Origin of the sequence: Halorussus caseinilyticus (assembly GCF_029338395.1) — an archaeon.
In the GTDB taxonomy this organism is placed as follows: Archaea; Halobacteriota; Halobacteria; order Halobacteriales; family Haladaptataceae; genus Halorussus; species Halorussus caseinilyticus.
This window is the reverse complement of record NZ_CP119809.1, coordinates 1,637,957-1,663,914: the sequence shown is the minus strand read 5'-3', so window position 1 is coordinate 1,663,914 and position 25,958 is coordinate 1,637,957. Positions and strand designations below refer to the sequence as shown.

The following is a 25,958-nucleotide window of genomic DNA, read 5'->3' as shown; positions in this document are numbered from 1 at the left end:
TTCTTTAAGCAACCAAATTAATTGCATCGTTATGATACACATTCTCTGAAGCAACGAAAACATATTTCGTATCCCATATATAGATATTGTTCCTAACATCTAGTTCTAGAATAAAACTTTATTGTTGGCCAACATCTTCGTTCAACTGCCATGCTCGAAGAAAACAACGGCGTTTCCCGTCGTAAAGTTCTGCAAACCGCCGGTGGTTCGCTCGCCGCCCTGAGCGCGACCAGTCTCGCGGCGGCCAAGCCCGACGACACGGTAGAGGTCAACGTCGGGTTCAAGTCCGAGAAGGGACGACAGAAGGCGCTCGACGCCGCGAGCGACGTGGTCCGGAAGTTCAACTCGCTCGACATCGTCACCATCCGTGCGCCCAAGAAGGCGGTCACGGGTCTCGAACAGAGTCCGAACGTCCGCTACGTCGAAGAGAACGGCCAGATGCAGGCCCTCGCCCAGACCCTGCCGTGGGGCGTCGACCGTGTGGACGCCGACGTTCAGTCCGCCGAGGGTAACGGTGCAGACGTAGCAATCATCGACACGGGTATCGACGGCAACCACCCCGACCTCGAAGCCAACCTCGGCGCTGGCGCGTACGCTACCCAGTGTAGCTCCTACTCCGCCGAGTGTACCTACGGCTGGGGAGACGACAACGGCCACGGTACTCACTGTGCTGGCATCGCTGGCGCAGTCGACAACTACGAGGGCGTCGTCGGCGTCGGGTCGGAAATCACGCTCCACGCCGTGAAGGTCCTCGGTAGCAGAGGCGGTGGGTCGTACTCCGACATCGCGGCGGGTATCGAGTACGTCGCCGACCAGGGCTGGGACGTTGGTTCGCTCTCGCTCGGTGGCAGTGCGTCCAGCTCGGTCCGAGACGCGGTGCAGTACGCCGACAGCCGAGGCGTCACGCTCGTCGCGGCCGCCGGGAACTCCGGTCCCTGTACCGACTGCGTGGGCTACCCCGCCGCCTACCCCGAGACCATCGCCGTCTCCTCGACCAACTCCAACGACGACCTGTCGAGTTTCTCCTCGACCGGTCCGGAAGTGGACATCGCCGCGCCCGGTTCCGACATCTACTCGACGTACGTCGGTGGCGGTTACGAGACGCTCTCGGGTACCTCGATGGCCTGTCCGCACGTCGCCGGTGCCGCTGGCATCCTCCGTGCGCAGGGCTACTCCAACTCCCAGACGAAGAACCGCCTCCTGAGCACCGCCGAGAACATCGGTCTCGCGGACAACGAGTCCGGCGCTGGCCTGCTCGACGTGGGCGCGCTGTAACGGCGACAACTGCCATCTTACCAGTCGGCGAGAGACCCGGCGTGGGTCGCTCGCTGGCGTAAGTCCGCCCGACCCCGCTTTTCTCGCGCCAGTCGGATAGCGACAGCGTTGAACCTTCAGAATATTGTTTCATTTATATTAAGTACAAAATTATTTTATCCTAAGAACACTTTGCAGTATACTGATGCTCCCCGAACAGGCTGTCTCCCGACGCACCGTGCTGAAGACGACCGGCGGTTCGCTCCTCGCTGTCGGCGCAGGTGGTCTCGCCTCGGCCGACCCCGACGACGTGGTACGAGTCAACGTCGGGTTCGACTCCGAGGCGGGTCGCGCCGCCGCGCGCGAGGCCGCAAGCGAAGTCGTCCGCGAGTTCGACTTCGACGCCGCGACCCTCCGACTCCCGAAACGCGCCGCGACTGCGCTGGCCGACCGCGGTGGCGTGCGCTACGTCGAACACGACGGCACCGCACACGCCCTCTCGACGACGTGGGGCTACGACCGCATCGACGCCGACGTGACCAACATCAACGGGTACACCGGCGACGGCGTGGACGTGGCTATCATCGACACCGGCCTGCCGTGTAACAGTTCTTGTCTGCCGAACGTCGGTGCCGGCAAGGCGTTCGTAGACTGCACTTCGAGTTGCTGTGCGCCGTGGGACGACGACAACGGCCACGGGGCGAACGTCGCGGCGGTCATCGGCGCGAGCGAGACCTGCGACTGCACCACCGGCATCGCGCCCGACGCGACCCTCCACGCCGTGAAGGTGCTGGACGACTACGGCGCGGGGTCGTACTCCGACATCGCCGCGGGCGTCGAGTACACCGCGAATCAGGGGTGGGACGTGGCGAACATGAGTCTCGGCGGCAGTTCCGGGTCGTCGGTCCTGCGGGACGCTTGCCAGTACGCCCAGAACAACGGCGTCGTCCTCGTGGGCGCGGCGGGCGGAAGCGGTCCCTGCACCGACTGCGTGGGTTACCCCGCCGCTTACTCCGAAGTCGTCGCCGTGGGCGCAACCAACGAGAACGACGGTCTCGCGTCGTTCTCCAGTCAGGGTCCTGAAGTCGAAGTCGTCGCGCCCGGCACCAACATCACCACGGTGGACCCCGACGGCTCGTGCATCACTCTCTCGGGCACGTCGATGGCGACGGCCCACGCCTCGGGCGTCCTCGCCCTCCTGATGGGCGCGGGATACACCAACACCGGCGCTCGCACCCGCCTGCGCGACACCGCTGAGGACCTCGGCCTGCCGAGCGACGAACAGGGCTACGGACTGGTCGATGCGGCCGCGGCGCTGGGACTCGATTCGAGCGACGACTAAGGTCGTCGCTCTCCGCCGTCTTCCTCTCGAATTTAAGATAGCTAGCTTACAATTTTAATAGCGGCAATTCGGTAACTTCGCCACATGCAGTTCGAAACCAACCTCTCCAGACGTGCCGTCCTCCGTGCGACCGGCGGTTCGCTCGTCGGGGCTACCGCGACCGGTCTCGCGGCGGCGACCCCCGGCCGGTCGGTCGAAGTCAACGTCGGGTTCGCCGCCGAGAGCGGGCGGAGGGCCGCGCTCGACGCCGCGGGCGAAGTCGTCCGCGAGTTCGATTCCCTCGACGCACTGACGATGCGCGCGCCCAAGCGGGCCGCGACCACACTCGGCAAGCGCGCCGACGTGCGCTACGTCGAGGAGAACGGCCGGATGGAAACGTTCGCCCAGACCCTACAGTGGAGCGTAGACCGGGTAGACGCCGACCGGACCTCTGCCGACGGCACCGGCGCGGACATCGCAATCGTGGACACCGGCATCGACAGCGACCGGTCGGACCTCGAGCAGAACCTCGGCGAGGGAGTCGCCGTCGTCCCCTGTTCGGACGAGAGCTACTGCAACGGCTGTAAGGTACCGTGGGACGACGACAGCGGTCACGGGACGCAGCTAGCGACTCTCGTCGGGGCGGTGGATAACTACGAGGGGACCGTCGGCGTGGCACCCGGCGCGACCCTCCACGCGGTCAAAGTCTTCGGCGCTGACGGGTCGGGGTCGTACTCGGACATCGCGGCGGGTCTCGAAACGGTCGCGGACAAGGGTTGGGACGTGGCGAACATGAGTTTCGGCGGCAGTTACTCCAGCACGCTGTACGACGCAATCAGGTACGCCGACGACGAGGGCGTCACCCTCGTCGGTGCGGTCGGAAACAGCGGCTCTTGCACCGACTGCGTGAGCTATCCCGCCAAGTTCGGCGAAGTGATAGCCGTCAGCGCGACCAACCGGAACGACTCGCTCGCGTACTTCTCGGCGACCGGACCGGAAGTCGAACTCGCCGCGCCCGGCACCGACATCTACTTCGAGTCCTGCGACGCGAGCGACGGCTACCAGTCGCTCTCGGGGACTTCCTACGCCGCCGCGCACGTCTCGGGCGGCGCTGGCATCCTCCGCGCGCAGGGGTACACGAGCGACGGCGCTCGCACCCGCCTCCGGGACACCGCCGAGGACCTCGGCCTGTCGAGCAACGAACAGGGTTACGGTCTGCTCGACGTGGCGGCCGCGGCGTGAATCGACCGACCGAACGACATCGACGGAAGAACCATGACACGACACACCCCCATCGACCGACGAAGCGTCCTGCAAGCGACCGGCGGCGCACTCGCCGGACTCGGAGCGACCGGTCTCGTCTCGGCCGACTCCACCCCCGTCGTAGTCAACGTCGGGGTCGCCGCCGAGAGCGGCCGAAAGGCCGCTCTCGACGCCGCGGGCGAGGTGGTACGCGACTTCGACTCGCTCCCCGTCGTGACGGTCCGAGTCCCGAGACGGGCCGCGAGCGAACTCGGCAAGCGTCCCGACGTGCGCTACGTCGAGCAGAACGGCCGGATGCACGCGCTCGCCCAGAACATCTCGTGGGGTATCGACCGCATCGACGCACCGGAGGCCCACCCCTGCGCGAAGGGGAAGGGAACCGACGTAGCCATCATCGACACGGGCATCGACGGCAACCACCCCGACCTCGAAGCCAACCTCGGCACTGGCGCGTACGCCGTCTCGTGTAGCTCGTGGTCCGCCGAGTGTACCTACTCGTGGGGCGACGACAACGGCCACGGCACCCACTGCGCCGGAATCGTCGGGGCCGTCGATAACAGCCAAGGCGTCCTCGGGGTCGCGCCCGAGGCGACCATCCACGCCGTGAAGGTGCTGGACAGCAACGGCGGCGGGTCGTACTCGGACATCGCGGCGGGCATCGAGTACGTCGCCGACCAAGGTTGGGACATCGCCAACCTGAGTCTCGGCGGAAGCGCGTCCAGCGCGGTCAAAGACGCGGTGAAGTACGCCGACAGCAAGGGCGTCCTGATGGTCGCGGCGGCGGGCAACTCCGGGCCGTGTACCGACTGCGTGGGCTACCCCGCCGCCTATCCCGAGACCCTCGCCGTGAGTTCAATCGACTCCAGCGACAACCTCTCGGGATTCTCCTCGACCGGTCCGGAAATCAACATCGCCGCGCCCGGTTCCGACATCTACTCGACGTACGTCGGCGGCGGTTACAAGACGCTCTCGGGCACCTCGATGGCGGCACCGTTCGTCAGCGGTGCGGCGGCGTTGCTGATGGGCGACCCGTTCAACTACACGCGCTTCAAGACGTGGAACATCCTCTGCGAGACGGCGGAAGACATCGGTCTCTCGGACGACGCGACCGGTTGCGGTCTGGTGGACGTGCAGGCCGCGGTCGACTGCTGAAGTCGCTCGCACGAAAAGTTTTCAGGGACACGCGATGCAGTAGAAACCATGACGCTTCAAAGCTCCGTCACCGCATCCGTCGAGTCCGACCGCGTGGTCTTCGAGTACACCGTCGAGAACGTCGGCGACTCCCCGGAGGACGTTCAGCTCCGGAGCGCGCTGACCGCCGACTTCGCCGTCCTCGAAGACGGCGAGGAAGTCTGGCGGGCCAGCGACGGCCAGATGTTCGCCCAGATGATGCAGACCGAGACCATCGACGCCGGGGACGGCGAGACGTTCCCCGGCGAGTGGGACGACCCCGAACCCGGCGACTACACCGTGGTCGCGGAACTGAACGCGACCGGCGACACGGCCGAGGCCCGGACCGACTTCTCGGTGTAGGTCGCCCGGCCGAAATTATACTCTGCTTTACCAAATCTCGTTTCAGCGAGCTTTCAAGTCGCTCGTCTCCGAACCACGAGACGAGAAACGCCATGTCTCCGAACACCGACGCCTACCTCTCGCGCATCGACCTCGACCCGGCGCGGGTCGAAACCGCCGACCGCGGGACGCTCGAACGCCTCCAGCAGGCCCACGTCGCCGCGGTTCCCTTCGAGACGCTGGCGGTGACCGGCGACCCCTTCGGACCGGCCGACGGCGAGGGCGTGACCCTGACCCTGCCCCACCTCTACGAGAAGGTGGTGGAGCGAGAGCGCGGCGGGTTCTGCTTCGAGTTGAACGGCCTGTTCGGGTGGTTGCTCGCGGAACTCGGCTTCGACGCCGACCGAATCGCCGCCCGGATGCTGAGCGACGACGGCGACCCCCGGCCGCCCGCGAACCACCACAGTCACCTCGTCTCGCTGGACCGTCGGTACGTCGTGGACGTGGGATGCGGGACGCCGCCGCTCCGCCGACCGCTTCCCCTCGACGGAAGCGTCAGCGAGGACGCGGCGGGGGTCGCGTGGCGCGTGGTCGAGAGCGACCGGTCCGACGCCGAGTACCTGACCCAGTACCGGACGCCGGGCGGCGAGTGGTCCGACCGGTATCTGTTCGACACGACGCCGCGGAAACTCGGCTACTTCGAGGCGACCTGCGACCACCTCGCCACCGCGCCCGAGTCGGCGTTCACGGGCGACCCGACCGTCTCGATTGCGACCGAGCGGGGGTATCAGAAGCTCTCGCCCGAGAAGTTCACTCGAACCGAGCGCGGCGACCGGACCGAGCGCGAAGTGACCGAAGCCGAGTGGTCCGACCTGCTGGAGTCGGAGTTCGGCCTGCGGTACGGGTGGACGTGACGATTACGGAGTGACGACTGGCCCTCTTAGTGACATTAACTTGACTGGAAAGACGAGTAGTCCGGTGTGAGGTCGGTACGGCCGTTCGCTAGTCGCTAACACAGCCACGGAATCAAGTCTAATCGGTCGCAGGGACCGGGAATGAAGACACCAGTACCCCCACCACCGCCACCGCCACCGCCACTACCACCACTACCACCGCCGATACCGGGGCGCGGGTCGTCGTCCATCGGTCCGACGGAAATTCTCTCTACGTTCTCACTGGCTGAGGGCGCTGGAGACGTTTGACCGGACGCGCTTCCCGCAACGACGGTTCCGAGCAATACGACCGCGACGACGAGAGTGAGTAGCGTTCGTCTCATCAGATTATCGTTGACGTATGACACATCAACGAATATTCTGTTCTTCTCTTGATTTATAATTTTTGTGCTTTTTTGGGTGCGCCCCGTTCCGAAACCCCCTAACCCGCCGACCACCGATGCACGGGCATGCAAGGCGAACCCGAGGTTGCGGTCCTCCGACTGGGCCATCGGCCGGGCCGCGACGAGCGAATGACGACCCACGTCGGCCTGACCGCGCGGGCGCTGGGGGCCGACCGCGCGATTCTGGCGGGCGACGCGAGCAAGTCCGAGGGCACCGTCGCGGACATCACCGACCGCTTCGGCGGCCCGTTCGAGGTGGAACTGACCGACAGTCCGAAGGCCGTCATCCGCGACTGGGCGGGCCGGGTCGTCCACCTGACGATGTACGGCGAACGGATTCAGGACGTGGAAACGACCGTCCGCGAGTGCCACGCCGACGGCGAACCAATCTTGGTCGTCGTCGGGTCACAGAAAGTCTCGTTCGACGTGTACGAGGCCGCAGACTGGAACGTCGGCGTGACCAACCAACCCCACTCCGAAGTCGCGGGGTTGGCGGTGTTTCTGGACCGCCTCTTCGAAGGCCGGGAGTTGGACCGCGAGTGGACCGACGCCGACCAGACCGTCGTGCCGCGGGCGACCGGCAAGAAGGTCGTCCCGGCCGACGAGGAGTGAGGCGGTCACGGAGCAATCTCTACTTATATATAACAATCCAAAATTTATCTGGAAAGTATCTACATATTGCTAATCAAAACCTAAATTTATCCTCTGCACGGCTCACGCCTCCCGGAGGCGACCCTCTATCTTCGCGTCGAGTCCGTCCTCACGGACGTACTCGACGATGGCGTCGTACTGGACGCCGAACGACTCCACCACGTCGTCGGTCGTCAGCGTCTCAACCGCGTACTCGACCACGTAGGCGTTCGTGGCGACCGATAGCTCCGCCTCGGGGTCCAGCGAGTCGCCGTCGTGTCGGACTTCACGGATGCGCCCGTCCTCGGGGTCGTGGACGATTTCGAGACCGGCGAAGTGGCCCCGCCACGTTCGGCCCTCCGGGTCGTCGGGGGCGTAGGACTCGGCGACGAGTTCGCGCACTCGCTCGCCCGTGAGCGAAACGGTGTGTAACTCGCCGTCGAACGGCGAGACGCCCACGAGGTCGGCCACCGTCACCTCGCCCGAGAGCGCGGGACCGTCGCGGAGACCACCGGTCTGTGTGAACCCCACGTCCGCGCCGGTCGCCCACCGGTAGGCGTCGGTGACGAGGTTGGCGAGGCGACACTCCCCGCCGTAGTGCCGTTCGGCCTCCCGGACGATTGGGTCCTCGACGCGCCCGACGACTTCGGTAAGACCCGTCGCCTCCATCCGGTCGCGGAGCGCGCTCGCTACCGTCTCGTCGCGCGGGCCGTCGGCCACGGCGTGTCGGGTCGCCGTCGCTCGCTCGCCCAGTTCGACCTCCCAGACGACCCGGCCGTTCGCGCCCGGTCGCAGGAGGAGGGTGTCTTCCACTCGGTCGTGGCGCTCGCTGTGGACGTGCCCGCCGAGGACGGCGTCTACGCCGTCGAACTCCGCGATGGTGCGCTCTGTCGAATCTCGGAGGTGCGCGAGGACGACCACGTAGTCGGTCCGCTCGCGGAGCGCGGGTAGCGCCTCGCGCACCTCGTCCACCGGGTCGGTGACGGTGAGTTCGTTCGCACCGACCGAGATGTCGGGCGTCTCCGGGTCGGTCACGCCGACGAGTCCGATTCGCTCGCCGCCGCGTTCGACCACGGCGGTCGGGTCCACGTCGGCGAATCGGCCGCCGTCGGTCCCGTAGACGTTGGCGCTCAGCCACGTCTGGGGCGAGTCGGCGATAATGCCTCTCAGTTGGTCGGTGTCGAAGTCGAAGTCGTGGTTGCCGAACGTCTCCACGTCGGGTTCGACCGCCCGGAAGAAGTCCAGCGACTGTCTGCCGTCGGTCCGGAGCGCGAGGACGCCCGGCGCGGTGTCGTCTCCGGTCCCGACGACGACGGTCCGGTCGTCCCGGAGCGACTCGATGGTTCCGGCGAGACGACCCACGCGCTCGGGGTCGTCGTAGGCGTTCTCGATGTCCGAATACTGGAGGATGCGGGGGGTCATCGGCGGGATTTCTCGGGGAGCGGGCAAGGGCGCTTCGGTTCGCCGACCGGCCGACGAGATGGCTTCTCCGATGGTTTTAAACGCTCCAACGCCCCACTACACGATAATGGCTTTTGAGGACTTACTGGAGGACCCAGTAATTCAGAAATATCTTCACGAGTTGGTCGGTCCGAAGGGGATGCCGGTCGCCGCGGCCCCGCCGGACGGCGAAGTCACCGACGAGGAACTCGCCGAGGAGTTGGACCTCGAACTCAACGACGTTCGACGCGCGCTGTTCATCCTCTACGAGAACGACCTCGCCACGTACCGCCGCCTGCGCGACGAGGACTCGGGGTGGCTGACGTACCTCTGGACGTTCCAGTACGAGAACATCCCGGACAACCTCGAAGAGGAGATGTACCGCCTGCTAGACGCCCTCGAAGCGCGCCAAGAGTACGAGTACCAACACGAGTTCTACCTGTGTGAGGTGTGTTCGATTCGCTTCGAGTTCGGCGAGGCGATGGACTTCGGCTTCGAGTGCCCCGAGTGCGGGTCGCCGCTCGAATCCATGGAGAACAGCAGGCTCATCGACGCGATGGAGCGACGAATCGAGAACCTCCGAGGCGAACTCAACGTCGAACACCGTGAAGAGGCCGAGGCATAGATGGTCGTACTCGCCACGAAGGTGTACGTGCAGGGCGACGCCCGCGAACGCGCACTCGACGCACTCCGGTCGCTCGTCGGTAACGAAATCGAGGACCTCGACGTGGAGTACACCGTCGGCGTCCGCCGCGACGAGTTCGCGGTCGTGACCATCGAGGGCGACGACGAAGTAGTCGCCCGAAACGTCCTGCGCGAGGAGTTCGGCGAAGTAACCCCCGACTTCGAGTCGGGCGAGACCTACGTCGGCACGCTCGAAGCGTGGGACGACGAGGGCTTCGTCCTCGACGCGGGCGAGGAGATTCGCATCCCCGCGAGCGAACTCGGTCTCGGACAGGGGACGCCGGTCCAAATCGTCGAGCGGTTCGGGTTGGTCCAACACATGCCGCTGACGTTCGTCTACTCGGACCCCGACGCCGAGAGCCACCGCCTCGCCGACGCCGAACGCGACCGACTCTACGACTGGACCCGCGGCGCGGGCCGAGTCAACGTCAACAGCGCGACCCGCGGCGAGGTGCGCGCGACGGTCAACCGCGCGGGCCACGCCCGGGACATCGTGACGGTCGAACGCCTCGGACTCCTCGAACAGAGCATCGTCTGCAAGGACGAGACTGACCCGCCGGGCCTGCTCGCGGCTATCGGCGACTACCTGCCCGCGGAGATTCGGTGCGTGATTCCGTAACCACAGCATGAATCGGCGACTCTTACTCGCGTTCGCGTCGGTCGCACTGCTCGCTCTCACCGCCGGATGCGCGGGTATCTTCGGCGGCGACCAGATAAGCGAGAAGCGTCTGGAGGGCGACGGCAACGCGACCTACGAGTGGAACAACTCCGCCGCCGTGACGCTGAACGTCACCGGCGGCCAGTATCAGGCGGTCTACGACTTCGACAACCGGTCGCAACTCGCCATCTTCGAACGCGAGTCGCTCGGCGAGAAGACGCCCGTCGAGGTGGGGACGGTCAGGTTCCAGTACCCCAACGGGACCGTCGTCACCCTCGGACAGGAGCGCGTGCTGAAGAAAGACTCCAAGACGGTGTTCCTGCTCCCGGTCTCGGACGGGAAACTCGCATACACCGCGCCCCACCGCGGCAAGTCGTTCAGCACGCCGACCTACGTCGAAGGCTCCTACGAAGTCGTCCTCCCGTCGGGGATGCGCGTCGGGATGCCGATTCTGAGTCAGGTCCGGCCGAACGCCGACGACAAGGCCCAAATCGACGGTCGGGTCCACCTCTCGTGGGCCGAGGTGACGGCCGACAACGTGGTGGTGCGCTACTACCTCGCCCGCGACCTGACCATCTTCGGCGGCATCATCGCCGCCGGTATCCTCGTCGCTCTGGTCGGGTTGGCTTACTTCCGCCTCCAGATTCGGCAACTCGAACAGGAGCGCGAGGAGATGGGCCTGAACGTCGATACCGGTGACGACGAGTTCGACCAAGGGCCGCCGCCGGGGATGGGCTAGCGGTTTCGGCTCGCAGTTTCTGATTCGTTTCGCGGTCTCGAATCGCCGTGATAGTCGTCGCGCTACTGGTGGAAATCACACTGAGCGCACGCTGTCGGTCGCGGCGCTTCCGGCGACCGCCGGAAGCGCCGCCATCCGAGAAGTCGGACGTGCCGCCGAGAAGGGGAGAAGAGAGAGGCGGAACGCCCTCTTTTTGGTCGCTCGCCCCCAACCAGAACCCATGCAGGTAGCCCTCGTCACCGTCGGCGACGAACTGCTGGCGGGCGACACCGTGAACACGAACGCCGCGTGGTTGGGCCAGCGACTCGCCGACCGCGGCGCGAGCGTCGAGCGCGTGGTCGTCGTTCCCGACCGGGAGGCCGACATCGCCCGCGTCGTCAACGAGTTGCGCGCCGACTACGACGCCGTTCTCGTCACCGGCGGTCTCGGGCCGACCCACGACGACCTGACGATGGAGGGCGTCGCCGCCGCCGTCGGCGTTCCGGTCGAGGAACACGACGACGCCGTGGCGTGGATAACCGACCACACCGACTACGAACACGCCGACCTCGTGGAGGGGACGACCCACCTCCCGAAGGGGTCCCGGATGCTTCCCAACCCGGAAGGGGTCGCGCCGGGGTGCGTCGTCGAAGGCATCTACGTCCTGCCGGGCGTCCCCGACGAGATGGAGGCGATGTTCGAGTCGGTCGCAGACGAGTTCTCGGGCGCGTACCGCCACGTCCGGACCGTAGAGGCCGACGAACCCGAGAGTGCGCTGGTGGACCGACTCGCGGAGGTCCGCGACCGGTTCGACGTGACCGTCGGAAGCTACCCCGGCGACCACGTTCGCATCAAGGTCCAGAGTACCGACGAGGACGAACTCGAACGCGCGGTCTCGTGGCTCAGCGAGCGCGTCGAACCGACGAGTAACTGACTTGTATCGCGGGGGAGTTTCGACGGTCGTATGCGCGACATCGTAGCCCAAGCCCTCGAAAGCGCGGCCGAGACCCGGGAGGATGCCGAAGACGCGGACGACGACCGGGACCCCGAGGCGTTCGGACCTCCGCAGTTCGCGCTGGTCGGGTGCGGCGAGGCGGGTATCGACAGAGCGAACGTCGGCGTCCAGTCGCCGTCGAGAGACCGGTACTCGTTCGAATTCGACGTGACGACCGTGGCGGTCGGCGCGCCCTCCTCGTTGGACTCCGACCGCGCGGACGTGTGCGTGCCGGTCGAAACAGACGACCGGAGCGCAGTCGAGTCGAGCGACCTCTCGGCCGACGACGCGGCGCTCGAATCCCGACTCGAAACCGTCGATGTCGCCGTCGTGACGGCCCACCTGTCCGCCCCGGAGACGGCCGAGTTGACCGCGGCGGCCGCCGACTGCCTCCCGTCGGACGCCACCGTCGTCGCCGCCGTCTCGGTTCCGGAGTCGGTTCCCGCCACCGACCGGTTTTCGGCGGGATTCGAGCGAGTCGCCGGGGCCGCGGACACCGTGGTTCCTCTCGACTTCGCTCACCTCCGGTCGGGGTTCGACGCCGCGTTCGAGGACTCGACCGACGCCGACGACCCGCCGGTCCGTTCGCTCGCCGACGGTCTCGTCCGCGAGTTGACGACCGACTGTTTCGAGGTGATTCAGGCACCGCTTTCCGCCCCCGTGAACGTCGTCCGTCTCTACGACCTGCTCGACACCGGCGGAATCGCGCTGGCGTATCGAGGGGTGGGAACCCGAGACGACGTGGCCGCGGAACTCCTCGACCACGCGGTCGCTCACCGACTCTGCGACGGCGACCGTTCGACGGCCGATGGCGGACTCGGCGTCTGTCGGTTCGGTGAAGCGTTCACTCTGCGTGAGTATCAGGACTTGTTCGGGACCGCCGCCGACCGCTTCGGGACGGCGGTCGAACCCGACCGATGGGTCCACGCCGGAAACGCGACGACTGGGCTGGGCGAGGAGTGTCGGGTCACGATTCTGCTGACGGGCGTCGAACCGTCGTCGCTCCGGTTCTTCGACCTCGCGGATGACGGCGCGGGAGCAGAACGCCCGCCGGAAACCTATCGGTAGAGATACGCCAGCCACGCGACCGTAATCAGGAGTCCGAGGACGCCAGTGACGATACCTGCGGCGTTAGCCGGAACGCTCGCCGATTCTGCGAGTACGAACATGCCCGACGGTTCCGGGCCAGTTCCCTTAACGCTTGCCAACCCCGGCCGGGTCCCCCGGCTTCGGCCGTCGAAACCCGTCGTTGACGCCGCGAACGATTCGGAAACGTCCGCGTAACCTGACGTTTGTTTCCCCCCGGAAATCGGTTTTTTCGACCCCGAACGACCGGAAACACACCGTTGCTCGATTGAACAATTGCCAACGGTCGGCCCGGTTTATCTGTATTTCCGGCGAACCGGAGTTTGCCCGCTGAGGGCGTCTTCGAGTGTAGGAGACGCCTATGCGGGGGAGTGAGTAATAATGTCAGAGCAATACCAGCAACCGACGGGTAGCATGGGACAGCAGACGTACGGACAGACCGGCGGACGACAGACAGGACAACCGATGCAGGGTTCACAGGTAGGCGGCCAGATGGGTACGCAGCAGTCCGGCCAGAGCCACAAGATGACTCACGAACGCGTCGGCCAGCAGTTCGAATCGGAGATGACCAACGAACTGAATCAGGCACTCGAATCCTTCGACCGCGTGGTCGAAATCTCCGAGTGGTGTGCCGACAAGTGTATCGAGAGCGGTCCGCAGATGGCCGAGTGCGCCCGACTCTGCGAGGACCTCGCGGACCTCGCGTCGCTGAACGAGAAACTCATCGCACGCGACTCCATCAACGGTCCGGAGGTCGCCGAGGCGTTCCTGAAGGTGGCCCAGCAGGGCCTGCCGATTCTCCAGCAACACCAGCAGTCGCCACACGTCCAAGAGACGTATCAGGCGGTCCAGCAGGCCCTCGACGCGACGAACAAACTGCTGAACTCCATCGGTGGAGGCCAACAGAGTCGGACGACGGGCATCCGCGAGCAGGTTCAACAGCAGGGCCAGCAGTCGATGGGCCAGCAACCGCAGGGCCAGTCGTTCCAGCAACCGCAGGGCCAGTCGTTCCAGCAACCGCAGGGCCAGTCGTTCCAGCAACCGCAGGGCGGACAGTTCGGCGGCACGCAGAACTACTGAACCGCCTGCGACTACTGCGCCGGTAGCGTCTTCTTTCTTTCGACGGAGCGCCGCATCGGGCCGTTTTTGCTCCCGACTCGCGTAGCCACGGCCATGCGAACCATCGGCGTCGTCGTCAATCCAATCGCCGGGATGGGCGGTCGGGTCGGCCTGAAAGGGACCGACGGAAAGGTCGTGGAGGCCCGCGAACGCGGCGCGGAGGCGCGGGCACCCGACCGAGCGCTCGCGGCCCTGCGCGCGGTGGCCGAGCGCGCGCCCGAGACCGAAATCGTGACCTACGGCGGCGAGATGGGCGAGCGAGAGGCCCGAGACGCGGGGTTCGGCCCGGAAGTCGTCGGGGGTCCCGAGAGCGAGGCGACCACGACTGCCGCCGACACGCGCGAGGCGGTCCGCCGATTCGCGGCCGAAGGGGTGGACCTGATACTGTTCGTCGGCGGCGACGGAACCGCGGTAGACGTGGCCGAGACCCTAAAGGAAGAAGGCGTCGAGACTCCGACTCTCGGAGTCCCGGCGGGCGTGAAAGTTTACTCCGCGGTGTTCGCGGTCACGCCCGAGGCGGCGGGCCGGGTCGCCGCGGATTTCGACCGGACCGAGACCCGCGAGGTCAACGACATCGACGAGGACGCCTACCGCGAGGGGGAGGTCCGGGCCGACCTGAAAGCGCTGGCCGAGGTGCCCGTCGCCGAGGACCTCCAATCAAGCAAGCAGGTCGGCGGCGGCACCGTCGAGAGTCTGGCCGCGGGCGTGGCCGACGACGCGAAGGCAGACGAGGGCGCGACGTACGTCCTCGGTCCCGGAAGCACCGTCGGCGCGATAAAGTCCGAACTCGGCTTCGAGGGGTCGCCCCTCGGCGTGGACGTGTGGCGCGACGGCGAGGTTCTGGTGGCGGACGCCACTGCCGACGAGATTCTCGACCACCTCGGCGACCGGAACGTCGTCGTGGTGTCGCCAATCGGCGGGCAGGGGTTCGTCTTCGGTCGGGGCAACGACCAGATTTCGCCCGAGGTGATTCGCCGGTCGGAAGTGGAAGTCGTCGCCTCGAAGTCGAAACTCGACGGCGTGGGCGTCCTCCGGGTCGATACCGGCGACGACGGGGTGGACGACTCCCTCCGCGGGTGGCGGAAAGTTCGGGTCGGCCGGTTCGAGCGCCGGATGATGAAGGTCGTTTAAGGCACAATAATTGTCTACTAGTGAAGTTTAAGGTCTTCGGGGGCAGAGTGGAAATACATGGAAACGCGAAAGGTGCAACGGTTGGGTCCCTCTACGCTGGCGATGACCCTCCCCGCGGAGTGGGCGTCGGAGAACAACGTCGAGAAAGGCGACGAAGTGTCGCTTCGCATGGGCGGAAAGGGGACGTTGACGGTGCTTCCGGAGTCGGCACACACCGAGGAGTCCGAGGCGGTCATCCACGCCGAGAATCTGGACGCCGACGCGGTGGAGCGAGCGATCGTCGCCCAGTACGTCCTCGGGCGGCGGGTCATCCACCTCGAAAGCGAGGAGACCCTCGACAGCGCCCACATCAACGCGGTGTACAAGGCCGAGACCCAACTGATGGGTCTGGGCGTGGTCGAAGAGACGCCCAACAGCATCGCCATCCGGTGCTCGGTGGACCCCGAGGACTTCAGCCTCGACAACCTGCTCGAACGCCTCGAAAACACGGGTTCGACCATGCGCGGCGAGGCGGTCAAAGCCCTCGCGCACGGCAACCCGGACCTCGCTCAGCGCGCGCTCAACCGCGAGCGACAGGCGAACAAGATTTTCGTCCTTCTCCTGCGTCTCATCTTCACGGCCTACCAGAACCCGACGCTGGCGCGAGCGGTGGACTTGGACAGCGGGTTCCCCCTCATCGGCTACCGGTCTATCGCCAAGAACCTCGAACTCATCGCGGACAACGCCGAGGACATCGCCGAAATCGCGCTCGAAGCGGAGGGTCACACCTTGGACGTGGACGGCCAGACGATGCGTCGCATCCGGGAGTTCACCGACCAAGTGGACGAAATCACCGCGAAGGCGGTCCAAGCCGCCGTCGAACGCGACTACGACAAGACGCTGGAAGTCCGGGCGCTGTTCCACGAAATCGGCGACAGGGAGAGCGACATCCTGTCGGACCTGCCAGAGATGGACAACGACGCCCTGCTCGCAGTCCGGGAGGTGCTGGTCAGCCTCCAGCAGACCGCCCAGTACGCCATGCGAAACGCCGAAATCGCGGCCAACCTCGCGCTGAACGAGGAGAGCGAACACACGACCATCAACTGACTCCGGGGGAAACGTCGCCGAGACGCCGCGTCACCGGACCGAGCGCCGACCCCGATTCGGTCGCCGAGACGCGGCGCATCGCGCCGCGTCTCGGCGAACTCGGCTCTCGGAGAATTCGCCGCGCCGTGACCTCGCTTCTCGGGAAAAACTCGGTCGCCGGAGCGTCGGCCGACGCTCCGGCGACCGAGAACCGTTTCGCTGTCCGAAACAATTCTCAATCGTTCCGAAAGCAATAATTTAGTTGCGCAGACGATGCGCTACGCGGCTTTTCACCTGCTAGAAGTTTGTCGATGATACTGCACGACGCCGAAACCGGGGTGTGACGCGCTCAGTCCGCGCTCGCCACCTCGCTCTCGTCGCCGGTCATCGTCTTCTCGCGGGCCTGTGCCTCGTTCGTCTTCTCGGCGGTCAGCGGGTTCCGACGGGTGATGTCGCAGTCGAACGCCGGGTGTTCGGCGAAGTGGCGCACCAGCATGTGGCGGCGCGACCCCGTGATGCCCGTCCGTCCCACGTCGTCGGCGGTGAACTCGACGGGCAGTCGGTCGAACATCCGGCGCAGGGCCTCGAAACTCTCGAACACTTTCGAGTTGCCCGCCGAGTCCGCACCTCGGCGCGTGACCTCGTAGGTGCCGTCCTCGCGGTGGACGCCCGCGGTCCGGAAGAACTCCCGGCGTTGGGTCAGGGCGTCACCGACCGCCTCCTGCAGGTCGGTAGCCTCGTCCCTACTCAGTTCGTAGTCGCGGCCATCGACCGCCAGAACTATCGACTCGCCGTCTCGTCGGACCGAAACGTCGTTCTCATCGCCCGAGAAGAACTCGATCAGGAGCGTCTACACTCCGTGTCATGTGTTTCTACGTCCCGTCGCTAAGTATAAAGCTCTACCGACGGATACGAATTTCTGCGCCTTTCTTCGAGAACTCACATCCGCGAGAGAAGCGTCTCGACCGAATCGGCCGTCCAACCGAGGAGTCACTGCCAGCGATAGCCGGAACTTACTCCCCGGTAACGCCGACTTTCCCCTTCCGTTCGGCCCCGCGACGAACGCGCCCGCCGGAACGTCTCGCCTCGCTGACCGACGAGTAGAATGAACTAAGTCCCGGCCGACAGAACCGCCACGCATGGCCGAACACGAGACTGTTGGGAGCGACAAGGGCATCGGACTCGCTACGCTGTTCACGCTACTGGCGGCCGGGGCCACGGTTGCGATGTTCGTCGCGCCGGGCACCGAACTCGCCGCGTGGGGATTCGCCGCCGCCGTGACCGCCGGTGTCCTCGCCGTCGCCGCCGTCCACCTCTTCTGGTAAATCCCAACCTACTCACGGGCGCGGTACAGGTCTACGAAGTGAGCGATTTCCCGCGGGAAATCGTTAAGGGTCACAACGCCCTACGTAGTAGTGAGGATGACTGATTACACCGACGAGGAACGGCGTATCATCGCGTATCTCCGCGAGAGCGTCTCTAAAGGCGAGCGTTACTTCCGCTCGAAGAACATCGCCGAACAACTCGGTCTCTCTTCGAAGCAGGTCGGTGTCAGACTTCCGGAACTCGCCGAGAAGAGCGAGGAAGTGGACATCGAGAAGTGGGGTCGCGCGAAGTCCACGACGTGGAAGGTCACGCCGGGATAACCCGCCGAGAGGTCCGGCGGGTTTTTGACACCGCGGCCCGAAACCCCGATATGACTGTCCGGGTGGAGCGAACGTTCGACCTCGGGGTTTCGCCGGAGAACGTCTGGAATTTCATCGCGGACCCGGAGAAGCGGGCGAGCGTCATCAGCGTCGTCGCCGATTTCGAAGAGACCGGCGAGAACACCTACATCTGGCACATCCGACTCCCGATTCCGTTTCTCGACACGACGGTACCGGTCGAAACCGAGGACGTGGAGTCGGACCCGCCGCGCTACGTGAAGTTCGTCGGCCGGTCGTCGGCGCTCCGGGTCACGGGCGAACACGAGGTTCGGGAGGCCGAGAACGGGTCTCGGTTGGTCAACCGGTTCACCGTCGAGGGCAGAGTCCCGGGCGTCGAACGCTACTTCAAGAAGAATCTGGACGACGAACTCGACAACCTCGAAGCGGCGCTCAGGGAGGAAGCCGCGGCGTGAGACTCGCACTCGCACAACTCGACGTGGAGGGCGGTGCGGTCGAGGCCAACCGCGAACGCGCGGAGGCGGCTATCGCCGAGGCCGCGGACCGCGGCGCGGACCTCGTTGCGCTCCCCGAGATTTTCAACGTCGGCTACTTCGCGTTCGACACCTACCAGCGCGGTGCCGAACCCATCGAGGGTCCCACGCTCGCGCGCATCGCGGACGCCGCGCGCGAGTACGACGTGGGCGTCCTCGCGGGGAGCATCGTGGAGGACCTCGCCGAAACCGAGAGCGTCGAGACGCCCGCCGACGAGGGACTCGCCAACACCTCCGTCCTGTTCGACCGGGAGGGAAAGCGACTCGCGGTCTACCGCAAACACCACCTGTTCGGCTACGAGTCGGCGGAGGCCCGGATGCTCGTCCCCGGCGAGACACTCGGGGTCGCCGAGTTCGAGGGTGCGACCGTCGGGATGACGACCTGTTACGACCTCCGGTTTCCGGAACTCTACCGCGACATCGCCGCGGAGGGCGCGGACTTGATTCTGGTTCCGAGCGCGTGGCCCTACCCCCGCGTCGAACACTGGAAACTCCTGCCGCGCGCTCGCGCGGTCGAGAACCAACTGTTCGTTGCGACCATCAACGGGTCGGGCGAGTACGACGACGCCACCCTGCTCGGGCGCTCGACGGTCTACGACCCGTGGGGGACGACGCTGGCGAGTACGGGCGACGACCCGGCCCTCGTCGTGACCGACGTGGACCTCGGCCGAGTCGAACGGGTCCGCGACGAGTTCCCGGCGTGGGACGACCGGCGAGTCTGACGCGAGTCAGACGGCCACAAGACTCAAAACCCGAATATTAATTACGGAGTAGCAACGTCTAGACAATAATAGACAGATGGCTGAAGCGAAAACTGTGTCCTCCGCTTCGAACGTGGGTGGGGAGGCCGAGCAGGGTCCCTCGCGGGAGGTGATGTTCGACCTTCTCGGGAACTCGCGCCGCCGCCGAGTCCTCCGTCACCTGCTGGACGAGCGCGAAATCACCCTGACCAACCTGAGCGCGCGCATCGCGGCGTGGGAGAACGACACCACCGTCGCCGACCTCTCCTCGCGCCAGCGAAAGCAAGTGTACTCCTCGCTCTACCAGACTCACATCCCACGACTGAGCGAACACGACATCGTGGCGTACGACTCCGAGGACCGGCGCGTCCGACTGACCGGCGACCCCGAGCGACTCCACCGATTCCTCGACGTGGAGGAAGCGCCGTGTAGCGGGTTCTCCCACCAGTGGAGTCGGTACTTCTTCTGGACCGCCGTGGTCGGGAGCGCCGCCATCGCGGGCAACTGGCTCGGGACGACCCCGGCGACTCACCTCGGCACCGAGAGCCTCTACGGTCTCCTGACGGTGGTGTTCATGATGCTCAGTGTCTCGTTCGTGATGGCCGTCGAGGGACCCAAGATACTCCGTCTGGTGGACTAACTCCTTCGTTCTTTCGACATTCTTTTTGTTTGTCTTCGGTGGGTAATTGTTTACTTCGGAAGTGTTTCAGTTGGCCCGTCGGTAGCCGCGTTTCCCGCCTCCGAGCGGCGCGAGTCTCGTCAGCGACGGGGGCAGACGACGGGGGACCGCGACACGCGTCGCGGTCGCGCCCGTACGCGCCGAAGTTGAAAAAGAAAATCTCGTCGTTCGCGTCTCGGTCGTCGCGCTCGTCTTAGTCGTCGCTTTCCGTCTTGATGTCCGCGCTCAGACCCTGCGCCATCTCGATGTCCTTACTGTTGTTCAGCGTCCACGCCGTGCGCTCGGTGACGGCTTCGATGGCTTCGCGGGCGCTCGGGTAGCCGTTGCCGGACTTCTTGACGCCGCCGAACGGCAGTTGGACCTCCGCGCCGATGCACGGGAGGTTACCGTAGGCCAGACCGAGTTCCGCCTCGTCGCGGAACTGGTTGACTTGGCGGTAGTCCTCGGAGATGACCGCCCCGGCGAGTCCGTAGGGCGTGTTGTTGTGAATCTCCATCGCGCGGTCCATGTCGCCGGAGTACTCGATGAGCGCGACGTGCGGGCCGAAGACTTCCTCTTGGATGCACCGCAGGTCCTCGTCGTAATCGACTTCGTAGACGAACGGGCCGACCCAGTAGCCGTCGTCGTGGCCCTCGGGAATCTCGTCGTCGTCCAACTCCTCGCGGTCCACGAGGACGTTCGCGCCCTCCTCGCGGGCGAGTTCGTTGTACTTGCCGAACTTCTCGACCTGTTCTTCGTTGACCATCGGACCCATGAAGGTGTCCTCGTCGAGGGGGTCGCCGACCGAGACGTTCTTCGCCAACTCAACGTAGCGCTCCTTGAACTCGTCGTACACGTCCTCGTGGACGATGAGTCGCTCGCTGGAGACACAGCGCTGGCCCGTCGTCTTGAACGAGGACATGATGGCCGAGTGGACCGCGATGTCGAGGTCCGCGTTCTCGGTCACGACGATGCCGTTCTTGCCGCCCATCTCGCAGGCCGCGAGTTTGCCGGGTTCGCCGCCGACCTTGCCCGCGATTTTGTGGCCGACCTCGCTACTGCCCGTGAACAGCACGGTGTCCACGCGGTCGTCTTCCACGATGGCGTTTCCGGCGTCGCCGAAGCCTTGGACCATGTTGAAGACGCCCTCGGGGACGCCCGCGTCTTCGAGCATCTCGGCGATAATCTGGCCGCACCACGGCGTCTGCTCGGCGGGTTTCCAGACGACGGTGTTGCCCTCGACCAGCGCCAAGGCCATGTGCCAGAACGGGATGGCGACCGGGAAGTTCCACGGCGTGATACACCCGATGACGCCGCGGGGCTTGCGGCGCATGTAGGCGTCCTTGCTCCCGATTTCGGAGGGCACCACGTCGCCGTGGGGGTGGCGGGCGTTGCCCGCGGCCCACTCGACCATGTGCGCGGCCTCCACCACGTCGGCCTTCCCCTCGGAAATCTCCTTGCCGCACTCCTTGGTGACGACTTCGCCGAGTTCGTCGGTACGCTCGCGGAGTTCGTGGTACACGTCCCAGAGGTACTCCGCGCGGTCGATGTACGAGAGGCTGGCCCACTCGTCCTCGGCCTCCTTCGCGGCCGCGAGCGCCTCGTCTACGTCTTGCTCGGTCCCGCGGTGGAACTCCCCGAGTACTTCCTGATTCGAGGGGTCTACGCTCTCGAAGGTCTCGTCACCGTGGCCTTCCGTCCACTCGCCGCCGATGTAGTGCTCGTACGTCTCCTCGCTGGCTTGCTGGCTCATACTCAGGTGAGAATTGCGTGGGGCAAACTAAAAACCCTCTCTCTTGTCGCTCCAACTCACCAGAAGACACTTGTTATTTCTGTGCTACTTTTTTAGTATGCAACGTCGTACAGTCCTCAAGAGTTTATGCAGTGGAACTATAACCAGCTTCCTTACTGGCTGTATCGGTGCTAAAGATGATAGCGGTGGTGCGGAAACCGGTGAGAGAAACACCTCCGTAAAGGGGTCTACTAGCACACGCGTATACCAGACAGAAACAAAATATACATCCAAACAAACAACAAGTAGAACTACAAAAACTAGAGAAGACAGAAAGACTACAAACGACACGACGACCGTGGTTCCATCCTGTAACGAACTCCGAGAACCAGATTTCTCTTTTAACGAGAACGAAATCACGTATGATTCGTTAAATGGCTTTGAACTCAAAGCAACCCCAAAAGTAGTTAGAATTGGGGAGAAAATTATATTCGAACTCGAAAATACTACTCAAGAGAATCGTGAGACAGGAAACAAACAAAAATACGATCTACAATACCATTCAAAAGATGGCTGGAAATCGATTTTTAAATTGAAACACAGAGGATGGAGTAGTCAAGCATTCTCTCACCCACCAAATGAAGGATTTGTCTGGAAACAGAATTTTTCCAAGACCGGACTATCATCAGAACACAAATATGACCCGTCGTATTATGTTTGCTCAGAAATCCGAACTGGAACGTATCGTTTTCTCTATTGGGGGCTCACAAACACAGAAAAACACAGCGTGTTAGCAACAAAATTTACTGTGAAAAAATAGGGGATTAGTAATTTAAATAGTTACGTTGAATTCGTTTTCAGCTTTACCAACCCAAATCGCGCCACTATACGAACAACCCGAATTTTCACCGTAGCTGTGTATCCCTGCGATGGAGAAATTCTTCTCGCGGTTGTCCCCATACACTTCGTCGTAATGGGGGCCTCCAGAATCCCCATCGTTGGATACGGCCGAAGTTTCGAATGTCTGATTAGTAAATGCAGTTGTGACTTCTCCAGATTGTCGCCCCGACGTTCGCCCTTGTCTTTTTATAGTAAATCCATCTTTTATTAGATCCCAGCCGGTTCGCCCAACGATACTTTCTATTGAATATGTTCCGTCGTCCTCTGCGAAAGTATAGCTTACGTCCACACCACTATCTGGTGTGATTGTGGCACAGTCGAATGCTCTACTGGCGTCAGCGTCCTGATCACCAGAGTCTTTGTCATTCCACCTCCAAACAGAAGCGGCACAGTTTCCGATTTTAGTTCCAGACTGGTTTACCGCATCTCCTTCACCGTTTTCTCCGAAGAGATGAGCACAAGTTAGTAGTTGTTGTGCACCTGTGCCATCGTTTTGTGCGGGTGTGCATACTGTTCCTATTCCACCGCTGGAAATTTGGCACCCCCCGGGAACATTATCGCTAAAGTCTTGATCATAGTAGGGTGTGTCCCAGCTACAGGTAGCGGAAGTCGCCAACTCTCTTTCGTCAAACGTCACTTCGATATCTGATACAACCTCCGAAACGTTTTTATTGCCTGCGTTGCCGTCAATCGCGGCTGGAAGCCGCTCTGAGAGTTCCTCTATCGAGATATTTGCTTGCTGAGAACGGTTTGGTAGCTTGTCGCGTCGAACAACTACAACAGGCTTCGAACGATGACCTGTCGTCTTTTCTGTTACTCCGACACGCACAAGCGAAGAATTCGTTATTTTACGAACTTTTTGTTTTATCCGGTTCGCTGCATCGTGTGCACTTTCCACTTGAACCCATTTGTCGCGGGGAATTGTGTAGTAAATCGGTTCTCGCTTGGGAGGTTTCCCATTCTCCACCTCTTCGTGGTTCGTATGCACTAGTGCCTTTAGGCGTGGCACCTCCTTTTTAGGGTTGTCTGTCACCTGAGCCAGGACATCTTTACTCATGTGTTGCAAAGCTTCACCAGAAATCCCGAGTCCTGCAAGTGTGCTTAGGAATCGCCGCCGACCCATCTTGAACAAATCTCTTTGCATCTGCAATTTATCCTCCCCCACCTATATTAAAAAAAGCTACCGATGTCATCGGTATACCACTTATGCCGCTATCTTCTCGATTTCGCCCTTCACCTGCACCGCGTCGAAGTCGTGGTCGGGCCGGATGTTCACGAAGTCCAGGAACTCGCGGGCCGCGAGCAGTTGGTCGGGCGAGTAGTGTTCGGCGGCGGCCGCCACCGCGGTTCGCGCGCCGATGAGGGGTTCGAGCGCCGCGAGCGCGCACGCGAGGTCGTACGACCGGGCCTCCTCGATGGCGTCCTCACGGACGCTGGTCGCGTCGATGAAGTACACCTCGCCGTCCTGCACCAAGACGTTCTCGCCCCGCAGGTCGCCGTGGGCGAGTCGGTTGTCGTGCATCACCGACAGCGCCGCGAACACGTCGGGCGCGAAGCGTTCTACCTCCTCGGCGGTCAGGTCGTCGAGAATCCGAAACTCCGGTAGGTACTCCATCACGAGGACGCCCATGCCGTCCACCTCGAACGACTCGACCGGCGCGGGGACGTTCAGACCGATTTCGCGCATCCGGCGGGTCGCCTCCAGTTCGTGTTCGCACATCTCCATCGGGTCGGCGAAGTGTTCGAAAAATCCCTCGGTGCCCGACGAGAACGCCCCGAGGTTTCGCGCGCCGGTGAAGACGGCGTGGACCAGCGAGTTCTGGTCGGTGACGATTTTCACGAACCACTGGTCGTCCACGACGCAGGGCGTCGAGAGCCAATTGTCGGCGTCCAGAAACTCCACCCGGAGTCCCGACTGGTCGTACCGACGAGCCATCTCTTCGAAGACCGCTTCGAGACGCTCCCACTCGATAGTGCCGCGTACCAGCCGCCGGATGCTCATCGGAGGCGACTAAGCGTCCGGCCCTCAAAAAGCCACTTGCCCGACTCAGAGCAGTGCGGTGACGCCCGCCGCGGCGTAGCCCAGTGCGGCGACGAGGGTCAGGACGAGAATCGACCGGAGCGAGACGAGCGAGTCGGTGTCGAGCGACTCTCGCGTCGGGAGCGAGAGCGACGACCACCGGAGTTCCAGACCGCCCCAGACGGCCACCGCGACGACCAGCGCGAACGTCGCCAACACGTCGTACAAGCCCATCCACCACGGGAAGAAGTAGCCGAGCAGTCCGTTTTGGACCTCGATTGGCACCGCGTCGCGGACCGCCTCCTCGAACTGCTCGGCCGGACCCGACGGCGGTTCGGCCCGCCGCGATTCGAGGTCTGCCGACGCCGCCGAGGGACCGCCCGCGCTCTCGTCGCCCGTGCCGAGGCGTTCGGCCTCGTACGCCCGGTCTACTGGAACCTCCCAGACGATTTCGCCCTCGCGGTTCACCTCGAACACTCGGTCGCCGATGGTGTCGGTGACGAGGGTGTTACCGTCGGGCAGGCGGTCGGCGTCCCGCGACCACTGCATCTCGTCGTCGGACCACACCCACGTCCGAGTCCACTCGCCGCCTTCACGCTGGTACTCCACCACCCGGTCGTTCTCGGAGTCGGCGACGACGACGGCAGGACCGCCCTCCGAGGCGGGGATGTAGTCGGGGTTGTGCTGTTCCCGAAGCACGTCGTAGTCGTCGTCGGTTCCGAGCGTCCAGTTCTCCACGATGCCCGTCCGGTTCAGGAAGGCCACCTTGTCCTGATTCCGGAGGTCTACCATGATTCGGCCGTCGTGAAGGTACTCCACGTCGTTGAGGTGGACCCAGTCTTTCCTGTAGTCGCCGCCGCCGGTTATCGGCAGTTCGCTCTCGGCGGCCCACGTCCACTCACGGATGCCCGACGAGGTGTTGACGACGAACACCGCTTCGTTGGCGATGTCCCCGACGAGGATGTGGGTGTCGTTGATAACGTCAACGTCGTGCCACCGGCCCCCCTCCATCCGATAGCTGTAGAGTCGGGTCCGCTCGCCGGTGGTCAGGTTCAGACGCTCGACCACGTTTCGGCGGCAGTTCCCCCGGTCGGCCAGCATCGGACCGCCGCCGCACACAGATTTGTTCAACCACTCCGTGGCGACGTAGGTGACGGTCCGGTCACCGCGGGGACTCGGGTCCACGTCCCAGTAGGTGCTGTAGCGCTCGGACTGGTAGAGGACCGTTCCGTCGGGTCGGAACGCGACGATTTCGCCCGAGAGGTCGCGCATGTCGCCGCGCTGGGCCGTGATGACGGTGACGCCGCTTCTCGGTTCCACGACCTGTTCCTGTGCGGTGGGAGCGACTCCCGCCGACCGGTCGTATCGTTGGTTGGGCGACTGGCCAGCGGTCACGAATCCGGCGGCGAGCGAGAGGACCAACCCCAAGACGACGACGGCGAGGACGGCTCTGGACGACGTGCGACGATTCACGTTTCGCGGCTACGCCCGGTTGTAATA

Annotated in this window: 27 protein-coding genes; 21 read left to right on the top strand and 6 right to left on the bottom strand. The window is 64.0% G+C overall.

Features of this window, described 5'->3' with window-relative positions:
- Positions 1–150 precede the first annotated feature (150 nt).
- The 7 genes from P2T60_RS08375 to P2T60_RS08345 all read left to right on the top strand — a co-directional run bounded on the left by P2T60_RS08375 (position 151) and on the right by P2T60_RS08345 (position 7,298).
- Positions 151–1,275, top strand: coding sequence for a S8 family peptidase (locus P2T60_RS08375; protein WP_276282100.1), 1,125 nt, complete (start codon positions 151–153; stop codon positions 1,273–1,275).
- A 184-nt stretch (positions 1,276–1,459) separates the two neighbouring features.
- Complete coding sequence (locus P2T60_RS08370; protein WP_276282099.1) at positions 1,460–2,596, top strand: S8 family serine peptidase; 1,137 nt, start codon at positions 1,460–1,462, stop codon at positions 2,594–2,596.
- An 84-nt stretch (positions 2,597–2,680) separates the two neighbouring features.
- Positions 2,681–3,817, top strand: coding sequence for a S8 family serine peptidase (locus tag P2T60_RS08365; RefSeq protein ID WP_276282098.1), 1,137 nt, complete (start codon positions 2,681–2,683; stop codon positions 3,815–3,817).
- Positions 3,818–3,850: 33 nt separating this feature from the next.
- Positions 3,851–4,990 carry a S8 family peptidase gene (locus P2T60_RS08360; protein WP_276282097.1) on the top strand — a complete coding sequence of 380 codons (1,140 nt, stop codon included), beginning with the start codon at positions 3,851–3,853 and terminating at the stop codon, positions 4,988–4,990.
- 48 nt (positions 4,991–5,038) lie between these two features.
- Positions 5,039–5,371 (top strand): BsuPI-related putative proteinase inhibitor, encoded by a 333-nt coding sequence (locus P2T60_RS08355; protein ID WP_276282096.1) that lies wholly within the window; start codon positions 5,039–5,041, stop codon positions 5,369–5,371.
- Positions 5,372–5,463: 92 nt separating this feature from the next.
- On the top strand, positions 5,464–6,264 hold the full coding sequence (locus P2T60_RS08350; protein ID WP_276282095.1) for an arylamine N-acetyltransferase family protein: 801 nt from the start codon (positions 5,464–5,466) through the stop codon (positions 6,262–6,264).
- A 488-nt stretch (positions 6,265–6,752) separates the two neighbouring features.
- On the top strand, positions 6,753–7,298 hold the full coding sequence (locus P2T60_RS08345; protein WP_276282094.1) for a tRNA (cytidine(56)-2'-O)-methyltransferase: 546 nt from the start codon (positions 6,753–6,755) through the stop codon (positions 7,296–7,298).
- A gap of 102 nt (positions 7,299–7,400) precedes the next feature.
- On the opposite strand, the gene P2T60_RS08340 is transcribed toward P2T60_RS08345, so the two are convergent.
- On the bottom strand, positions 7,401–8,738 hold the full coding sequence (locus tag P2T60_RS08340; RefSeq protein WP_276282093.1) for a bifunctional metallophosphatase/5'-nucleotidase: 1,338 nt from the start codon (positions 8,736–8,738) through the stop codon (positions 7,401–7,403).
- Between the two features lie 106 nt (positions 8,739–8,844).
- Between P2T60_RS08340 and P2T60_RS08335 the strand changes: the two genes are divergently transcribed.
- From P2T60_RS08335 to P2T60_RS08300, 8 genes are all read left to right on the top strand, one after another.
- A complete protein-coding gene (locus P2T60_RS08335; RefSeq protein ID WP_276282092.1) occupies positions 8,845–9,381 on the top strand; it encodes a transcription factor in 537 nt (178 codons plus the stop codon).
- Positions 9,382–10,059, top strand: coding sequence for a DUF2110 family protein (locus P2T60_RS08330; RefSeq protein ID WP_276282091.1), 678 nt, complete (start codon positions 9,382–9,384; stop codon positions 10,057–10,059). It abuts the gene before it with no gap.
- Positions 10,060–10,066: 7 nt separating this feature from the next.
- Positions 10,067–10,837, top strand: a complete 771-nt coding sequence (locus tag P2T60_RS08325; protein ID WP_276282090.1) for a DUF5803 family protein — start codon at positions 10,067–10,069, stop codon at positions 10,835–10,837.
- Positions 10,838–11,057: 220 nt separating this feature from the next.
- On the top strand, positions 11,058–11,750 hold the full coding sequence (locus P2T60_RS08320) for a competence/damage-inducible protein A (RefSeq protein ID WP_276282089.1): 693 nt from the start codon (positions 11,058–11,060) through the stop codon (positions 11,748–11,750).
- A gap of 30 nt (positions 11,751–11,780) precedes the next feature.
- Positions 11,781–12,878 (top strand): hypothetical protein, encoded by a 1,098-nt coding sequence (locus P2T60_RS08315; protein WP_276282088.1) that lies wholly within the window; start codon positions 11,781–11,783, stop codon positions 12,876–12,878.
- A 399-nt stretch (positions 12,879–13,277) separates the two neighbouring features.
- A complete protein-coding gene (locus P2T60_RS08310) occupies positions 13,278–13,976 on the top strand; it encodes a four-helix bundle copper-binding protein (protein ID WP_276282087.1) in 699 nt (232 codons plus the stop codon).
- 93 nt (positions 13,977–14,069) lie between these two features.
- Complete coding sequence (locus tag P2T60_RS08305; protein ID WP_276282086.1) at positions 14,070–15,146, top strand: ATP-NAD kinase family protein; 1,077 nt, start codon at positions 14,070–14,072, stop codon at positions 15,144–15,146.
- Between the two features lie 57 nt (positions 15,147–15,203).
- Positions 15,204–16,232 carry a phosphate uptake regulator PhoU gene (locus P2T60_RS08300; RefSeq protein WP_276282085.1) on the top strand — a complete coding sequence of 343 codons (1,029 nt, stop codon included), beginning with the start codon at positions 15,204–15,206 and terminating at the stop codon, positions 16,230–16,232.
- Between the two features lie 328 nt (positions 16,233–16,560).
- Here the strand turns inward: P2T60_RS08300 and P2T60_RS21860 are convergent, their stop codons facing one another.
- Positions 16,561–16,962: a DUF7528 family protein gene (locus P2T60_RS21860; protein ID WP_382210384.1), complete on the bottom strand. Its 402-nt coding sequence runs from the start codon at positions 16,960–16,962 to the stop codon at positions 16,561–16,563.
- 388 nt (positions 16,963–17,350) lie between these two features.
- On the opposite strand from P2T60_RS21860, the gene P2T60_RS08290 reads away from it, so the two are divergent.
- The 5 genes from P2T60_RS08290 to P2T60_RS08270 all read left to right on the top strand — a co-directional run bounded on the left by P2T60_RS08290 (position 17,351) and on the right by P2T60_RS08270 (position 19,788).
- Positions 17,351–17,536 carry a DUF7525 family protein gene (locus tag P2T60_RS08290; protein ID WP_276282083.1) on the top strand — a complete coding sequence of 62 codons (186 nt, stop codon included), beginning with the start codon at positions 17,351–17,353 and terminating at the stop codon, positions 17,534–17,536.
- Between the two features lie 96 nt (positions 17,537–17,632).
- Entirely contained in the window at positions 17,633–17,857 is a 225-nt protein-coding gene (locus P2T60_RS08285) for a DUF7123 family protein (protein ID WP_276282082.1), read from the top strand.
- Positions 17,858–17,907: 50 nt separating this feature from the next.
- Positions 17,908–18,330 (top strand): SRPBCC family protein, encoded by a 423-nt coding sequence (locus P2T60_RS08280; RefSeq protein WP_276282081.1) that lies wholly within the window; start codon positions 17,908–17,910, stop codon positions 18,328–18,330.
- Positions 18,327–19,130 carry a carbon-nitrogen family hydrolase gene (locus P2T60_RS08275; protein WP_276282080.1) on the top strand — a complete coding sequence of 268 codons (804 nt, stop codon included), beginning with the start codon at positions 18,327–18,329 and terminating at the stop codon, positions 19,128–19,130. Before P2T60_RS08280 ends, P2T60_RS08275 begins: the two co-directional genes overlap by 4 nt.
- 94 nt (positions 19,131–19,224) lie before the next feature.
- Positions 19,225–19,788 (top strand): DUF7344 domain-containing protein, encoded by a 564-nt coding sequence (locus P2T60_RS08270; RefSeq protein WP_276282079.1) that lies wholly within the window; start codon positions 19,225–19,227, stop codon positions 19,786–19,788.
- A gap of 232 nt (positions 19,789–20,020) precedes the next feature.
- Here the strand turns inward: P2T60_RS08270 and P2T60_RS08265 are convergent, their stop codons facing one another.
- Positions 20,021–21,559, bottom strand: a complete 1,539-nt coding sequence (locus tag P2T60_RS08265; RefSeq protein ID WP_276282078.1) for an aldehyde dehydrogenase family protein — start codon at positions 21,557–21,559, stop codon at positions 20,021–20,023.
- A 97-nt stretch (positions 21,560–21,656) separates the two neighbouring features.
- Here P2T60_RS08265 and P2T60_RS08260 point away from each other — a divergent pair, with 97 nt between their 5' ends.
- Positions 21,657–22,358, top strand: a complete 702-nt coding sequence (locus tag P2T60_RS08260) for a hypothetical protein (RefSeq protein ID WP_276282077.1) — start codon at positions 21,657–21,659, stop codon at positions 22,356–22,358.
- A 12-nt stretch (positions 22,359–22,370) separates the two neighbouring features.
- On the opposite strand, the gene P2T60_RS08255 is transcribed toward P2T60_RS08260, so the two are convergent.
- From P2T60_RS08255 to P2T60_RS08245, 3 genes are all read right to left on the bottom strand, one after another.
- Positions 22,371–23,495, bottom strand: a complete 1,125-nt coding sequence (locus tag P2T60_RS08255; protein ID WP_276282076.1) for a chymotrypsin family serine protease — start codon at positions 23,493–23,495, stop codon at positions 22,371–22,373.
- Positions 23,496–23,642: 147 nt separating this feature from the next.
- Positions 23,643–24,440: an RIO1 family regulatory kinase/ATPase domain-containing protein gene (locus P2T60_RS08250; protein WP_276282075.1), complete on the bottom strand. Its 798-nt coding sequence runs from the start codon at positions 24,438–24,440 to the stop codon at positions 23,643–23,645.
- 45 nt (positions 24,441–24,485) lie between these two features.
- Positions 24,486–25,931: an arylsulfotransferase family protein gene (locus tag P2T60_RS08245; RefSeq protein ID WP_276282074.1), complete on the bottom strand. Its 1,446-nt coding sequence runs from the start codon at positions 25,929–25,931 to the stop codon at positions 24,486–24,488.
- Positions 25,932–25,958 lie beyond the last annotated feature (27 nt).

Excerpts from the sequence above, each read along its gene's own strand:
- P2T60_RS08335 (WP_276282092.1), top strand. The coding sequence starts at position 8,845 with ATGGCTTTTGAGGACTTACTGGAGGACCCAGTAATTCAGAAATATCTT.
- P2T60_RS08280 (WP_276282081.1), top strand. The coding sequence starts at position 17,908 with ATGACTGTCCGGGTGGAGCGAACGTTCGACCTCGGGGTTTCGCCGGAG.
- P2T60_RS08310 (WP_276282087.1), top strand. The coding sequence starts at position 13,278 with ATGTCAGAGCAATACCAGCAACCGACGGGTAGCATGGGACAGCAGACG.
- P2T60_RS08305 (WP_276282086.1), top strand. The coding sequence starts at position 14,070 with ATGCGAACCATCGGCGTCGTCGTCAATCCAATCGCCGGGATGGGCGGT.
- P2T60_RS08355 (WP_276282096.1), top strand. The coding sequence starts at position 5,039 with ATGACGCTTCAAAGCTCCGTCACCGCATCCGTCGAGTCCGACCGCGTG.
- P2T60_RS08330 (WP_276282091.1), top strand. The coding sequence starts at position 9,382 with ATGGTCGTACTCGCCACGAAGGTGTACGTGCAGGGCGACGCCCGCGAA.
- P2T60_RS08265 (WP_276282078.1), bottom strand. The coding sequence starts at position 21,559 with ATGAGCCAGCAAGCCAGCGAGGAGACGTACGAGCACTACATCGGCGGC.
- P2T60_RS08255 (WP_276282076.1), bottom strand. The coding sequence starts at position 23,495 with ATGAGTAAAGATGTCCTGGCTCAGGTGACAGACAACCCTAAAAAGGAG.
- P2T60_RS08365 (WP_276282098.1), top strand. The coding sequence starts at position 2,681 with ATGCAGTTCGAAACCAACCTCTCCAGACGTGCCGTCCTCCGTGCGACC.
- P2T60_RS08370 (WP_276282099.1), top strand. The coding sequence starts at position 1,460 with ATGCTCCCCGAACAGGCTGTCTCCCGACGCACCGTGCTGAAGACGACC.
- P2T60_RS08360 (WP_276282097.1), top strand. The coding sequence starts at position 3,851 with ATGACACGACACACCCCCATCGACCGACGAAGCGTCCTGCAAGCGACC.
- P2T60_RS08260 (WP_276282077.1), top strand. The coding sequence starts at position 21,657 with ATGCAACGTCGTACAGTCCTCAAGAGTTTATGCAGTGGAACTATAACC.
- P2T60_RS08325 (WP_276282090.1), top strand. The coding sequence starts at position 10,067 with ATGAATCGGCGACTCTTACTCGCGTTCGCGTCGGTCGCACTGCTCGCT.
- P2T60_RS08350 (WP_276282095.1), top strand. The coding sequence starts at position 5,464 with ATGTCTCCGAACACCGACGCCTACCTCTCGCGCATCGACCTCGACCCG.
- P2T60_RS08300 (WP_276282085.1), top strand. The coding sequence starts at position 15,204 with ATGGAAACGCGAAAGGTGCAACGGTTGGGTCCCTCTACGCTGGCGATG.
- P2T60_RS08290 (WP_276282083.1), top strand. The coding sequence starts at position 17,351 with ATGGCCGAACACGAGACTGTTGGGAGCGACAAGGGCATCGGACTCGCT.
- P2T60_RS08320 (WP_276282089.1), top strand. The coding sequence starts at position 11,058 with ATGCAGGTAGCCCTCGTCACCGTCGGCGACGAACTGCTGGCGGGCGAC.
- P2T60_RS08315 (WP_276282088.1), top strand. The coding sequence starts at position 11,781 with ATGCGCGACATCGTAGCCCAAGCCCTCGAAAGCGCGGCCGAGACCCGG.
- P2T60_RS08250 (WP_276282075.1), bottom strand. The coding sequence starts at position 24,440 with ATGAGCATCCGGCGGCTGGTACGCGGCACTATCGAGTGGGAGCGTCTC.
- P2T60_RS08285 (WP_276282082.1), top strand. The coding sequence starts at position 17,633 with ATGACTGATTACACCGACGAGGAACGGCGTATCATCGCGTATCTCCGC.
- P2T60_RS08375 (WP_276282100.1), top strand. The coding sequence starts at position 151 with ATGCTCGAAGAAAACAACGGCGTTTCCCGTCGTAAAGTTCTGCAAACC.
- P2T60_RS08345 (WP_276282094.1), top strand. The coding sequence starts at position 6,753 with ATGCAAGGCGAACCCGAGGTTGCGGTCCTCCGACTGGGCCATCGGCCG.
- P2T60_RS08340 (WP_276282093.1), bottom strand. The coding sequence starts at position 8,738 with ATGACCCCCCGCATCCTCCAGTATTCGGACATCGAGAACGCCTACGAC.